Genomic DNA, 12,714 nt, shown 5'->3' with positions numbered 1-12,714 from the left:
GATTGGTTTCATAGATAATCGTAAAATCCAATGCAACATTACAAAGAGTTTCTATTTTTGCCCCACAATGCAGAAAAACATTAACATAAAAAACAAACGGGCCCGTTTCGATTACGAAATCTTGGACACCTACACCGCTGGGATTGTTTTGGGGGGTACTGAAATTAAGTCCATTCGATTGGGCAAGGCATCCATATCCCAAAGTTTCTGCGAATTTAACGACCGGGGAGAACTGTTTGTAATCAACATGCAGGTTGATGAATATAGCCATGGCGGATATTACAACCATAAACCCAAGGCAGAGCGAAAGTTATTGCTGAACAAACAGGAACTAAAAAAATTGAGGAAGGAGGTCACTACAACCGGGCTCACCATTATCCCTTTAAACTTGTTCATTAACGAAAGAGGATTGGCCAAGGTAAATATTGGGTTGGCCAAAGGGAAGAAACTCTACGATAAGCGGGAGACCATCAAGGACCGTGACAACAAACGGGATTTATCCCGAATCAAAAAGAACTTCAATAATTAAAATCAGTTCTTGTTCTCCAGCAGTGGGACAAACCTGAACGAACCCAACTCCTGTTTTTCAAACTCTTTCTCCGATTTTCTTGTGAACAAGGTCATAATCTGGCTATCCACCCCAACCGGAATTACCAATCTACCCCCAACTTTTAATTGTGATAAAAGGGCTTTAGGGACTTTTGGTGCCCCTGCGGTAACAATAATTCCATCGAAGGGGGCCTGGTCCGGTAAACCTTTGTAGCCATCCCCAAAAACTACTTTTTTGGGTCGGTAACCCATTTTATTAAAGAATAGCTTGGTTTTCTTAAAAAGCTCCCGTTGGCGCTCTATGGTGTACACCTTGGCCTTTAAATGTAGCAGTACAGCAGTTTGGTAACCACTCCCTGTCCCAATTTCCAAAATGGAATCGTTGGGCTTTATTTGCAGTAGTTCCGTCTGAAACGCAACAGTGTAAGGTTGGGAGATAGTCTGTTCCGCACCTATGGGAAAAGCTTTGTCCTGATACGCATGGTCTTCAAAACCACTGTCCAAAAAGAGGTGTCTGGGCACCGTCTTTATGGCCTCCAAAACGCCCTTGTCCTGAATTCCCTTTGAAATTAAAATGTCAACCAGCTGGTTGCGCATTCCCCGATGTTTGAGCGTATCTTTCATTGTATTGGTCTGGCCCACGAATTTAAAAAGTTCCCTCCGAAATTAATAGCAGGTAGACTTCTTATTTTTCATGGAAGAGTGGTGCCATATCCTTATTTTTGACAAAAATAGAAGGTATGCTAAAAGTTGGTGTCCTTGGTGCCGGACATTTGGGTAAAATCCACCTAAGGCTCTTAAACGAATCGAAGAAGTATGATCTTGTTGGCTTTTACGATCCCGATGAAATCAATGCCAAAAAAGTGGCCGACGAGTTTGGGTACTCCTATTTTGAAAACATCAACACTTTGATGGATGCCGTGGATATTGTGGATATTGTAACCCCTACCCTTTCCCATTTCGATTGCGCCAAAAAAGCGATTGAAAAAGGCAAACATATTTTTATTGAAAAGCCCATAACCAATACCCTTGAAGAAGCTGAAGAGCTGTTGAATTTAGTGGGCAAACATAATGTAAAGGGGCAAGTGGGGCATGTGGAGCGATTCAATCCGGCGTTTTTGGCCGTTAAAGACAACATAGACACTCCCATGTTCATTGAAACCCACAGACTGGCAGAATTTAACCCCCGTGGAACCGATGTTCCCGTGGTCTTGGACCTGATGATCCATGACATAGATGCCATTTTAAGTGTTGTGAACTCCAATGTAAAGCAAATCAACGCCAGCGGAGTATCAGTCATCAGTAAATCCCCGGACATTGCCAACGCCCGCATCGAATTTGAAAACGGTTGTGTGGCCAATCTTACCTCGAGCAGAATCTCTTTGAAGAACATGCGGAAATCAAGATTCTTCCAACGCGACGCCTATATCTCTGTAGATTTTCTAGAGAAAAAAGTGGAAGTGGTTAAAATGAAGGATGCTCCGGAAAAACCTGGAGATTTTGATATGATCCTTCAAAATGCGGAGGGCGAAAAGAAGCAAATCTATTTTGAAAACCCAGATATTGAGGCCAATAATGCCATCTTGGATGAGTTGGAAACCTTTGCGGACGCCATCAACAACGATACTCAACCCGTTGTGACGTTGGAACAAGGAACCCAGGCGTTGCGGGTGGCCCTTCAAATTATTGGATCGTTTTAGTAACCATACTATTTCAGATTAGGGCTCCTCGCCTTTGAGCCGCGGCCCAACTGAAATGAAATAAAACCTATCAACATGAAGACAATTGCGGTTATAGGAGCTGGAACCATGGGGAATGGAATAGCCCATGTTTTTGCCCAAAACGGATTTCAGGTCAATTTAATAGAAATCTCCCAAGAATCTTTGGACAAAGGCCTGGCAACTATCACCAAAAACTTGGACCGGATGATTGCCAAGGAGGTCATTTCCGAAAAAGACAAGGAAACAACGTTGGGGAATGTTACCACCTATATCGATTTGGGCAAAGGGGTCTCCAAAACATACCTTGTTGTGGAAGCGGCAACAGAAAATTTGGAAATCAAACTGGGTATTTTCAAAGAATTGGACCAGCTCTGCGATTCTGGTACCATTTTGGCCACCAACACCTCTTCCATTTCCATTACCCAAATAGCATCGGTGACCGGGAGGCCTGATAAGGTGATTGGAATGCACTTCATGAATCCGGTTCCAATCATGAAATTGGTGGAAATTATCCGAGGTTACAGCACTTCGGATGATGTCACCAATACCATCATGGAGCTATCGTCCCAATTGGGCAAAACCCCTACAGAGGTAAATGATTACCCGGGGTTTGTAGCCAACCGAATCCTAATGCCGATGATCAATGAGGCCATAGAAACCTTGTACAATGGCGTAGCTGGAGTACAGGAAATTGATACGGTAATGAAATTGGGAATGGCCCACCCAATGGGCCCACTTCAATTGGCCGACTTTATTGGGCTTGACGTATGCCTATCGATTTTAAAGGTGATGTACGATGGATTTAAAAACCAGAAATATGCGCCATGCCCCCTACTGGTGAATATGGTGATGGCCGGAAAGTTAGGGGTGAAATCCGGCGAAGGCTTCTACGACTATTCTGAGTCAAGAAAAGCTGAAAAGGTAGCAGACCAATTTAGTTAGGAAATGGCGGTCATTAAACCCTTTAAGGCCATTCGCCCTACGGAGGACAAAGCCTCCTTTGTAGCTACCCGCTCGTATGAAGAATATGCCAAGGACGAGCTTAAATCGGTCTTAAAGTACAATCCGTTTTCATTTTTGCACATCATCAACCCGGGATTCAAATTTCACAAGAACATTTCTGGTAAGGAACGGTTTAAGTTGGTGCACAATCGATACCTCGAGTTTTTGGAGGACAATATTTTTCTCAAAGAGGAAAGCCCTTGTTTTTACCTCTACCAAATTTCTAAAGGTGATTTTAGGACCTTGGGATTTTTCTGTGCCTGCAGCGTTGTGGATTATCGTAATGATGTTATAAAGAAACATGAGGATACCATCCAACACCGTGAAAAACTTTTTGCCGATTACCTCGATACCGTCGGCTTTAATGCCGAGCCTGTTCTCATGACCTATACAGACGATCAGGCCATAAGTGCCTTGTTGGCCCAAGAAGCTTCCAAAGCCCCGGAATACAACTTTACCACCACCGACAAATACAACCATCAACTCTGGAAAATAGACGAGTTGGAGACCATTGAACAGCTCAAGAAAGCTTTTGCGAACATAGAGGCACTTTACATCGCGGATGGTCACCACAGAAGTGCCTCCTCTAATCTTTTGGCCGACAAGAAAAAAGCCGAAAATAAAGGACACACCGGGAATGAGGCCTATAATTTTTTTATGACCTATCTAATTCCAGAATCGGAAATAAAAATCTATGAATTCAACCGAATGGTGAAGGACCTCAATGGATTGTCCAAGGAAGAATTTTTGATCAAGTTGGATGAACTGTTCCGAATTGAAAAGAAAGAGGATGGGCTTTACAAACCTAGCCAGAAACATCATTTTAGTATGTATTTGGATGGGGAATTCTACTCCTTATACCTTAGAAGAACCTTCTATCAATTTACCGATGCGCTGAGCGAACTTGATACGCAAATTTTGTACAAGACCATTTTGGAACCCATTTTGGGCATTCACGATCTTCGAAAAGACAAGCGCATATCCTATGGATATGGTAAGCACAACATCATTAAAATGAAAGACAGCATCGACCGAGGGGAATTTGCTGTTGGTTTTAGTTTGGTCCCAACCACCATGAATGAGATCAAGGCCATTGCGGATGCAGGTTTGGTGATGCCACCGAAAAGCACTTATATAGAACCGAAATTGCGAAGTGGGTTGACAATTTATGAATTTTAAGTACCATGGCGATAAAGGAAAATCTAGATAAAATAAACAATGCCTTACCCAAGGAAGTCACCTTGGTTGCCGTTTCCAAAACCAAACCCGTGGAAACCATCTTGGAAGCTTATGAGGCTGGGCAAAGGATATTCGGGGAAAACAAAATCCAGGAAATGGCGAACAAATGGGAGGCACTTCCCAAAGATATTGAATGGCATATGATAGGTCACGTACAGCGTAACAAAGTGAAGTACATGGCCGAGTTTGTTTCCTTGATTCATGGAGTTGATAGCCTTCGTTTATTGGCCGAAATAAACAAACAAGCCCAAAAACACAATCGTATTATACCTTGTCTTTTGCAGCTGCATATTGCCGAGGAGTCTACAAAATTTGGACTGGATGAACAGGAGTTGAACGAGCTGTTGGCCTCTGAAACTATTAGCGGATTGGAGCATATTAAAATTGTTGGGGTAATGGGAATGGCCACATTCACCGATAACAAAGACCAAATCCGGAAGGAATTCGCATTCCTTAAATCAGCTTTTGAGCGGTTGAAAATGAAATTGCCCGAAATCAACACCCTTTCCATGGGCATGAGCGGGGATTACACCATAGCATTGGAGGAAGGGAGTACCATGGTGCGTATAGGAAGTAGTATCTTTGGAGCACGCAATTATCATTAATTCCTATTTCCAACCACACTCATGTACGCCGTACTCGATATAGAAAGCACCGGAGGTAAATACAACGAGGAGGGCATTATGGAAATTGCCATCCACAAGTTTGACGGACATGAGGTGGTGGATAAATTCATGAGCCTTGTGAATCCCGAACGGGAAATCCAACCCTTTGTGACCAAACTCACAGGAATCAACAACAAAATGTTGCGTTCCGCTCCCAAGTTCCATGAGGTTGCCAAACGAATCGTTGAAATTACGGAAGGTGCCGTGATCGTTGCCCACAACGCCCAATTCGATTACAGAATCCTTCGTACCGAATTCCGCAGGTTGGGATATGATTTCCAAAGAAAGACGTTGTGCACCGTGGATTTATCGAAAAAGTTGCTCCCGGAGGCAGAATCACACAGTCTAGGAAAATTGGTCCGTTCTTTGGGTATTCCCATGAGTGACCGACACCGGGCCAACGGGGATGCCATTGCCACCCTTAAGCTTTTTAAAATGCTGTTGGACAAGGATTCCAATAAGACCATTGTTAAAGAGGTTATCCGTGAGGAAACCGAAGGCGAACTTTCTCCCACACAGCTGGATATTGTCTCCGAGCTTCCTTCCGAGACCGGGGTGTATTATATGCACGATAAGGAAGGGGAAATTATCTTTTTGGGCAAGACCAAAAACGCCAAAAAAAGAGTCAATCAGCATTTTACCAATGTGGGGCAATTGGCCAGAAAACTTCAAAAAGAAACCAAGAAAGTCTCCTTTGACCGCACGGGGAGTGAACTGGTCGCCATCCTCAAGGAATATCAGGAATTACAGAACAACAGACCCAGACACAATCATATTTCCAGAAAGAAGTTGTTCTCACATGTAGTCAATTTTCATCAAAACGGTACGCCACACATCACTTTGGAAATTGTAAAAAACAAGTTTCGAAAGAAGCAAAATATTGGTTTTAACGGGGTTCCCTCAGCAAAAAATTTCCTTAAAAGGATTAGTGAAGAGTTTGAATTATGCCCAAAATCTTTGGGATTGAATATTGAAGGCGCGCATGTTCAAAACGGCTGCATAGATATTGATGACATACCAGAATACAATCTTAAGGTGAATACAGCATTTGGGAAATACAGTTTGGCGAACAAAAATATTGCCATTCTGGATAAAGGCAGGGAGCTTGGGGAGCAAAGTTTTATCTTAATCAAGGACGGTACCCTTAAAGGGTTTGGCTATGTGGAACTGAACCATCAAATAAATAATATTCATATCTTAGAATCGATTTTAACCCCTATGACCAGTGACGAAAACACTACTTTTATTGTGGAATCGTACTTGAGGAAAAATCGTAAGCTCAAAGTTTTGGAGTTAACACCCACCGCTTGAAAGAACATAAGATACATTCTGGTTGGAAAAACACTATTCATGAAATCATTTATGAGGCGGACACTCCATTGGGCAAGCTTTTTGACATGTTGTTGATCTTCCTAATCGTGTTGAGCGTGGTATTGGTGATGTTGGAAAGTGTGAAAGAAGTCGATATGCACTACCACAAGACCCTGCTAACCCTTGAATGGGTGGTCACCATCTTTTTTTCTTTGGAATACATTGCACGGCTCATAAGCATAAAAAAGCCATGGAAATATGTTTTCAGCTTCTATGGCATTATCGATTTTGTTTCCACCATACCGCTGTACCTGTCTTATATCTTGGCTGGCTCCCAGGTGTTGCTCGCTGTTAGGGCGTTTCGACTGTTACGGATATTCAGAATCTTGAAACTGGTGAAGTTTATGGGGGAAGCTTCGCAATTAAAAGCTGCATTAAGGGCCAGCAGGGCAAAAATTGCCGTTTTTATTTATGTGGTGCTTATCCTGTCGGTGATCATGGGAACCATAATGTACCTTATTGAAAGTGACGAGGCCGGATTTACCAGTATTCCTAGAAGTATTTATTGGACCATAGTCACCCTTACCACGGTTGGTTACGGCGATATCGCGCCCCAAACCAATGTGGGGCAGTTTCTGGCCACGGTAATCATGATTTTGGGTTACGGAATCATTGCCGTACCTACAGGCATTGTGACTGTGGAGTTCTCTAAACATCAAAAAGGCAAAAAAGAAAATCTCGCGGTGCACACCAACACCCAGGCCTGCCCAAGCTGTACTGCAGAAGGCCATCGAGACGATGCTACCAATTGCTATAAGTGCGGAGATTTGCTATGAGTTCCAAGGTTTTGATAGCGGTTGTGGGGCCCACCGCCATCGGTAAGACCAAGTTGGCAATCGAGATCGCGCAACATTTTGGCACCGAAATAATTTCGGCAGACTCCCGTCAATTTTTTAAGGAAATGAGGATAGGGACCGCAGTTCCTTCCGAAAAGGAGCTGAATACGGCAAAACATCATTTCATCCAGCACTTAAGTGTTGAGGACTCCTATTCCGTTGGTGATTTTGAGCGGGATGCATTGAACAAACTCGAAGAACTCTTTGCCTTGAATGATGTCGTGGTCATGGTTGGTGGTAGCGGCCTTTATGTGGATGCTGTCACCAAAGGTTTGGACGAATTTCCAGAGGTTGACCCTTCAATTCGAACTTCCTTGAATGAACGACTGCAAAGCGCTGGTTTAGAAGCTTTACAAAAAGAACTTAAGACCAGAGACCCCATATACTACGAGCAAGTGGATTTGGAAAATCCACATCGTTTGATTCGGGCATTGGAGGTTTGCATAGCTTCTGGAAAACCCTATTCCTCCTTTTTGAACCAAAATAGGAACCCAAGGCCATTCCAATCTGTTTATGTGGGCATAGAAGCGGACAGGGAAATTATTTACGAGCGCATCAACCAAAGGGTGGATATCATGGTGAAGGATGGCTTGTTGGAGGAAGCAAAAAGTCTACATTCCCATAAACACTTGAATGCGCTTCAAACTGTGGGCTATCGAGAACTTTTTGAATATTTTGAAGGGAACTGTGAATTGGAGTTCTCGATAGCAGAAATTAAGAAGAATAGTCGACGGTTTGCCAAGCGACAGCTTACATGGCTAAGAAAGAATGAGCAAATACTCTGGGTCGACTTCGAGGCCAAACCAGCAGCTATCCTTTCCATAATCGAAAACAAGATACAAGCAACAAATGGCAACTAGGAATTCGGTTTTTATTTTGATGGGTGTTTCCGGCACGGGAAAATCCACTATTGGGAATAGGCTCTCCGAAGTATTGGGAATCCCATTTTTTGATGGGGATGATTACCATCCGGAAGCAAATGTGCAAAAAATGACCTCGGGAGTTCCATTGACTGACCAAGATCGTGAGGGCTGGCTCCTCCGTTTGAACGAGTTGGCCCAAGCATACAAGTCCAAAGGGGCCATCATTGCCTGTTCCGCCCTAAAAGAGAGCTATAGACAACTACTGCGACAAGAAATGGAAGAGCAGTTGGAATTTGTTCATTTGGAAGGTTCTTTTGAACTGATTAAATCCAGATTGGAAAATCGCAAGGGGCATTTTATGACCTCCGCCCTGCTCCAATCCCAATTTGACACGTTGGAAACTCCAAAAGATGCCATCACTGTTTCCATTGCCCTAAGTCCTGAGGAAATTGTTACCCAAGTTTTAAATCAAATCAGCAAATAATAACAGTAAAGCATAAAAAAAACCACCGATTAAGGTGGTTTTCAATTTAGCTTTTATTCTGGACTATTGGTTTTCGGCCTTCACCACCAACCTAAATCCTTCACCATGGATGTTTAAGATTTCCACGACGTCATCACGTTTCAGATACTTGCGCAGTTTGGCAATGTATACGTCCATACTTCTGGAGGTAAAATAGTTATCGTCCCTCCATATTTTTGTCAATGCCAATTCCCTTGGCATCAAATCGTTTTCATGTAGGGCCAATAAGCGCAACAATTCGTTTTCCTTTGGAGACAACTTAATGGGCTCTTCTTCCATATAAGTAAGGAAACGCAGTTTTGAATTGAGATGGAAGTTCCCAATTTGAAACTCAAATTGTTTACTGTCGGCCAAGGTACTGGATGCTTTTCGCTGAAGTATCGCTTTAAGTTTCATCAATAGTACCTCAGAATCAAATGGCTTGTTCAGATAATCGTCCGCTCCGGCTTTATACCCTTTCAAAACATCCTCCTTCATGGTCTTGGCCGTTAGAAAAATAATCGGAACATTCTCGTTTTTCTCCCGGATTTCACGGGCAAGTGTGAAGCCGTCCTTATAGGGCATCATCACATCCAAAATACAGACATCGTAATTGTCCTTTTTGAATTTTTCAAAACCTTCCATTCCGTTTTTTGCAAGAACCACATCGAAGTCGTTCATAGACAAGTAATCTTTGAGCACAATCCCAAAATTGGGGTCGTCCTCTACCAAAAGAATCTTCTTTTTCTCTGTCTCCATATTTTTTAAATTAAGGGAAGCTTTATAAAGAAAGTACTGCCTTTTCCTTTTTCACTTTCTGCATAAACCTCACCCTGATGATCTTCAATTATTCGTTTTACATAGGCCAATCCTAAGCCGTGGCCTTTTACATTATGTATATCTCCGGTATGTTCCCGGTAAAATTTCTCAAAAACTTTTTTAAGGACCGCCTTGCTCATTCCAGCTCCGTGATCCTGCACTTTTATTATGATGTTGTTCTTGACCAACTCGGTATAGACATCTATTTTAGGGGATTCAGGTGAATACTTTACGGCATTGTCCAGTATGTTGACGATCACATTGGTAAAATGCGTGTCGTTGGCCAATACATCCGACCGTTCAGCCTCCAAGTGCGAATGCACATACCCACCTCTGTCCGAGACGATTAACTCAATATGGGTAATCGCATCTTCAATAATTTCATGGACATCGACCCGATCCTTGCGGATGTCCAGTTGGTTTTTCTCCAGTTTGGAAATCCGAAGTACATTTTCTACCTGGGCATGCATCCTTTTGTTTTCATCCTTTATCATTCCCAAATAGCGTAGCACCTTGTCCTTGTCCTCAATGGAATTGGGATTGCGAATCGCCTCCACGGCCAAATTGATCGTGGCAATGGGCGTTTTGAACTCATGGGTCATATTGTTGATGAAATCCGTTTTGATCTCAGAAATCTGCTTCTGTTTGATCAACTGGTAGATTGCACTTGAATACGCCACCATAATTACTATGGTGAAAATCAAGGACAACAGCGCCATTCCCATTATCGATTGGAACAAAAATTTGTTCATGGAAGGAAATGTCAGCAACAACGAAAAATTGGTCTGTCCCTCGCTGTCCTTAAAAATCCGTGCCTCATACATTTTGGATTCCGAGAATTTGAATTTTTTGGATTTTATCTTGGTAGGATATCCTTGACTATAGACACCGTATTCGTAATCGACGTCGATATTCCTATCCGCCAATTCCTGGCTCAGAAGTAGTTCCAATTCCTGTTTGGACACTCTTTTATGGATAGGTTCACTTTTTGCCTTTTCCATAAAAACGTCTTCCCAAGCCGCTTTTTCAATGCTGGACAGCCCCCCAATCTTTTCAGCCCTTTGAATGGGCGTGAGGCTATATCTTTTTCCGTCCAAACCAAACTCCTCCTTAAAAACGGCACGGGTCCGTTTGCTAGTAAAGTTGGTAATGGTCGTGGAATCTTCCTCCCCTATTAGATTGTCAAAGAACGTTGATGATATATTGTAATCCTCTTCCAAGATTCCGTGGGAATAGAACAGAATTTCATCGGAGTTTAAATCCCTATCAACAAATAAAAAATTCTTGAACTGAGTGGTCTTCGGTTGCCCTACGCTATCCACCAAAGAGGCCAAACGATCTGAATAATCCTTCATCTCCCTTTTCTCCACCCTGCTTGCGACTCTATCCAGTATGTCGGTGACCGTTCTTGAGAATTGCTCCTCCTTGTCGTTTATCGAGGTTCTTATCCAGTATACTTGAACAAAAATTATCCCGATAAGGGACAAGCTCATTAAAATGACGAGAAGAACAAATAACTTCTTGTTCATTGGGGTAAAATTAGAAATTTAACATTTAGGCCTTTTACCGTTTAACCTAACCTTAACAAAAATGTTAAAATGATAGGTCAATCGGCCTGTTTTACCAGTGTTTCGTGGAGTTTTTGTACGTGTTGCCTGGTATCTTCCAAATCCAAATTGACGATGCTAAAATGAGCCAATTTCTCTTTCAGACCATCTTCCATTTGGTTGTCCATTCGATTCAACACTTCCTGTTCTTCAACTTGATCCCTACGAATCACGCGTTCCAGACGAATTTCCCATGGGGCAGATACTAAAATTACATGGTCGAATTGATCTTGCATCCCATTTTCAAAGATCAGTGCCGTTTCTTGAATTACATAGGGAGCCTCCTGTGCCTTGGCCCAATCCTGAAAATGCTCCCGAACAGCAGGATGCACAATTGCATTGAGGGCCATTAATAGATCTTGGCCCAAAAACACCTTTGAGGCAATGAACGGCCGGTTTAGATTGCCTTCTTTATAGGACTCCGGACCAAGTAGGTCGATAATTGCGTTCCGGAGTTTCTCAGAAGTTACCATCAGTTCTTTGGCCTCCCTATCCGAATCGTATACCGGAACACCCAAGTCCCTAAACATATTGGCAACCGTGCTCTTTCCGCTTCCAATCCCGCCTGTTAACCCAACAATCTTCATTCCTGTTCCAATACAAAGTTAACCTTGTTGACCATCAACCTAAGATCAAACACGTTTTCGGGATTTTCACGGATCTCGAGAAAAAGTTCATTGCTGTCGGTATTTCCCAACTGCCGATAATCCGCCTCAACCACAAAATCGCCCGGCGAAAGGGTTTTAAGTCGTTCTGGAGTAGCCTGGCACAGCACGGAAATTGAATTAGGGAAGGTCTTCACACTGTAACCTTCCGGTAGGTTGGTCACCTTCACCGGAATCTCGAAAACCTCTTCTGAAAACTTTACCACCTTTCCGGATACCTCGACCCGGGTGGTGGAAAAAATACTGTTGACCAGTTTTTTGGGAAACACCAATAGTACACGCTCAGAGAAATCGGAGGAAACATTGGCCATTTCCAGTTTGATGGTATTTATACTTAATATAGTGTCGATTTCATTTTTGGGACCTTTCACGGTAATGGTCGCTGGCTGTACGTTTGGTTTTCCATCCAAGATAAAATTAGGTTCAAACTGAACATCCAATTGGGCCACTACAGGTATTTCCTTTGTGGCCACCTGGTAAAGGTCCACCGTAAGTTGATTACGGTCCAAATCCAATAGGGAAATGTTCTGCGACAATTGTTGCTCCATTTGTTTTTTGAGGTTGTCCTCGGAAAGTATAAATCTCCCATTCTGGTACGCTACATCGGATAGATTTACATTGATTCGTTTGTTCCAAAACCTATAGTACAAAAATTGAAAGCCGCTTGTCCGGATTTTGGCCTCCATGGAATTGACCGCATTGTTGCCCAATAGCAAGGTGTCCGGTAGGTTTCGGTAATTTAAATTGAAGTTGACCCTGGATTCATAAGATTCGGATAGGTTGCTCAGAAACCAGGCAAAGAAGGAACAGGCCAAAAAGAGCAAAAATACTTTTAGCTTTCTCTTGTTCAGTCCTTTCAACAATTTTTTGATCAC

14 protein-coding genes are annotated in these 12,714 nt (G+C 42.7%); 9 read left to right on the top strand and 5 right to left on the bottom strand.

The features are described from left to right. Positions 1–67: 67 nt before the first annotated feature. Positions 68–529 (top strand): SsrA-binding protein SmpB, encoded by a 462-nt coding sequence (gene smpB, locus M3P07_RS04280; RefSeq protein ID WP_249968656.1) that lies wholly within the window; start codon positions 68–70, stop codon positions 527–529. A gap of 2 nt (positions 530–531) precedes the next feature. Here smpB and M3P07_RS04275 read toward each other — a convergent pair whose 3' ends face one another. Beyond that, positions 532–1,173, bottom strand: coding sequence for a protein-L-isoaspartate(D-aspartate) O-methyltransferase (locus M3P07_RS04275; protein ID WP_249968655.1), 642 nt, complete (start codon positions 1,171–1,173; stop codon positions 532–534). Positions 1,174–1,289: 116 nt separating this feature from the next. Here M3P07_RS04275 and M3P07_RS04270 point away from each other — a divergent pair, with 116 nt between their 5' ends. From M3P07_RS04270 to M3P07_RS04235, 8 genes are all read left to right on the top strand, one after another. Further along, positions 1,290–2,249 (top strand): Gfo/Idh/MocA family protein, encoded by a 960-nt coding sequence (locus M3P07_RS04270; RefSeq protein WP_249968654.1) that lies wholly within the window; start codon positions 1,290–1,292, stop codon positions 2,247–2,249. A 75-nt stretch (positions 2,250–2,324) separates the two neighbouring features. Further along, positions 2,325–3,212, top strand: a complete 888-nt coding sequence (locus M3P07_RS04265; protein ID WP_249968653.1) for a 3-hydroxyacyl-CoA dehydrogenase family protein — start codon at positions 2,325–2,327, stop codon at positions 3,210–3,212. A gap of 3 nt (positions 3,213–3,215) precedes the next feature. Further along, the gene (locus M3P07_RS04260) at positions 3,216–4,451 is read left to right on the top strand and encodes a DUF1015 domain-containing protein (protein WP_249968652.1); all 1,236 of its coding nucleotides are present in this window, start codon (positions 3,216–3,218) and stop codon (positions 4,449–4,451) included. 5 nt (positions 4,452–4,456) lie between these two features. Further along, on the top strand, positions 4,457–5,116 hold the full coding sequence (locus M3P07_RS04255; RefSeq protein ID WP_249968651.1) for a YggS family pyridoxal phosphate-dependent enzyme: 660 nt from the start codon (positions 4,457–4,459) through the stop codon (positions 5,114–5,116). 21 nt (positions 5,117–5,137) lie between these two features. Next, positions 5,138–6,487, top strand: coding sequence for an exonuclease domain-containing protein (locus M3P07_RS04250; protein WP_249968650.1), 1,350 nt, complete (start codon positions 5,138–5,140; stop codon positions 6,485–6,487). Further along, positions 6,484–7,323: an ion transporter gene (locus tag M3P07_RS04245; protein ID WP_249968649.1), complete on the top strand. Its 840-nt coding sequence runs from the start codon at positions 6,484–6,486 to the stop codon at positions 7,321–7,323. The genes M3P07_RS04250 and M3P07_RS04245 overlap by 4 nt, the downstream gene beginning before the upstream one ends. Then, positions 7,320–8,243: a tRNA (adenosine(37)-N6)-dimethylallyltransferase MiaA gene (gene miaA, locus M3P07_RS04240; protein WP_249969441.1), complete on the top strand. Its 924-nt coding sequence runs from the start codon at positions 7,320–7,322 to the stop codon at positions 8,241–8,243. Before M3P07_RS04245 ends, miaA begins: the two co-directional genes overlap by 4 nt. Continuing rightward, positions 8,233–8,730, top strand: coding sequence for a gluconokinase (locus M3P07_RS04235; RefSeq protein ID WP_249968648.1), 498 nt, complete (start codon positions 8,233–8,235; stop codon positions 8,728–8,730). Before miaA ends, M3P07_RS04235 begins: the two co-directional genes overlap by 11 nt. Positions 8,731–8,793: 63 nt before the next feature. Here the strand turns inward: M3P07_RS04235 and M3P07_RS04230 are convergent, their stop codons facing one another. From M3P07_RS04230 to M3P07_RS04215, 4 genes are all read right to left on the bottom strand, one after another. After that, positions 8,794–9,507 (bottom strand): response regulator transcription factor, encoded by a 714-nt coding sequence (locus M3P07_RS04230; protein WP_073176364.1) that lies wholly within the window; start codon positions 9,505–9,507, stop codon positions 8,794–8,796. Positions 9,508–9,512: 5 nt separating this feature from the next. Continuing rightward, positions 9,513–11,096 (bottom strand): sensor histidine kinase, encoded by a 1,584-nt coding sequence (locus tag M3P07_RS04225; protein ID WP_249968647.1) that lies wholly within the window; start codon positions 11,094–11,096, stop codon positions 9,513–9,515. A 77-nt stretch (positions 11,097–11,173) separates the two neighbouring features. Then, positions 11,174–11,761 carry a dephospho-CoA kinase gene (gene coaE, locus M3P07_RS04220; RefSeq protein WP_249968646.1) on the bottom strand — a complete coding sequence of 196 codons (588 nt, stop codon included), beginning with the start codon at positions 11,759–11,761 and terminating at the stop codon, positions 11,174–11,176. Then, positions 11,758–12,714: a CdaR family protein gene (locus M3P07_RS04215; protein ID WP_249968645.1), complete on the bottom strand. Its 957-nt coding sequence runs from the start codon at positions 12,712–12,714 to the stop codon at positions 11,758–11,760. The genes coaE and M3P07_RS04215 overlap by 4 nt, the downstream gene beginning before the upstream one ends.

Origin of the sequence: Flagellimonas myxillae, assembly GCF_023502235.1 — a bacterium.
GTDB lineage: Bacteria > Bacteroidota > Bacteroidia > Flavobacteriales > Flavobacteriaceae > Flagellimonas > Flagellimonas myxillae.
The sequence above is the reverse complement of the archived record's forward strand: the minus strand, read 5'-3'. Positions and strand labels throughout refer to the sequence as shown.

Excerpts from the sequence above, each read along its gene's own strand:
- M3P07_RS04275 (WP_249968655.1), bottom strand. The coding sequence starts at position 1,173 with ATGAAAGATACGCTCAAACATCGGGGAATGCGCAACCAGCTGGTTGAC.
- M3P07_RS04260 (WP_249968652.1), top strand. The coding sequence starts at position 3,216 with ATGGCGGTCATTAAACCCTTTAAGGCCATTCGCCCTACGGAGGACAAA.
- M3P07_RS04270 (WP_249968654.1), top strand. The coding sequence starts at position 1,290 with ATGCTAAAAGTTGGTGTCCTTGGTGCCGGACATTTGGGTAAAATCCAC.
- M3P07_RS04230 (WP_073176364.1), bottom strand. The coding sequence starts at position 9,507 with ATGGAGACAGAGAAAAAGAAGATTCTTTTGGTAGAGGACGACCCCAAT.
- M3P07_RS04265 (WP_249968653.1), top strand. The coding sequence starts at position 2,325 with ATGAAGACAATTGCGGTTATAGGAGCTGGAACCATGGGGAATGGAATA.
- smpB (WP_249968656.1), top strand. The coding sequence starts at position 68 with ATGCAGAAAAACATTAACATAAAAAACAAACGGGCCCGTTTCGATTAC.
- miaA (WP_249969441.1), top strand. The coding sequence starts at position 7,320 with ATGAGTTCCAAGGTTTTGATAGCGGTTGTGGGGCCCACCGCCATCGGT.
- M3P07_RS04235 (WP_249968648.1), top strand. The coding sequence starts at position 8,233 with ATGGCAACTAGGAATTCGGTTTTTATTTTGATGGGTGTTTCCGGCACG.
- coaE (WP_249968646.1), bottom strand. The coding sequence starts at position 11,761 with ATGAAGATTGTTGGGTTAACAGGCGGGATTGGAAGCGGAAAGAGCACG.
- M3P07_RS04225 (WP_249968647.1), bottom strand. The coding sequence starts at position 11,096 with ATGAACAAGAAGTTATTTGTTCTTCTCGTCATTTTAATGAGCTTGTCC.
- M3P07_RS04255 (WP_249968651.1), top strand. The coding sequence starts at position 4,457 with ATGGCGATAAAGGAAAATCTAGATAAAATAAACAATGCCTTACCCAAG.
- M3P07_RS04250 (WP_249968650.1), top strand. The coding sequence starts at position 5,138 with ATGTACGCCGTACTCGATATAGAAAGCACCGGAGGTAAATACAACGAG.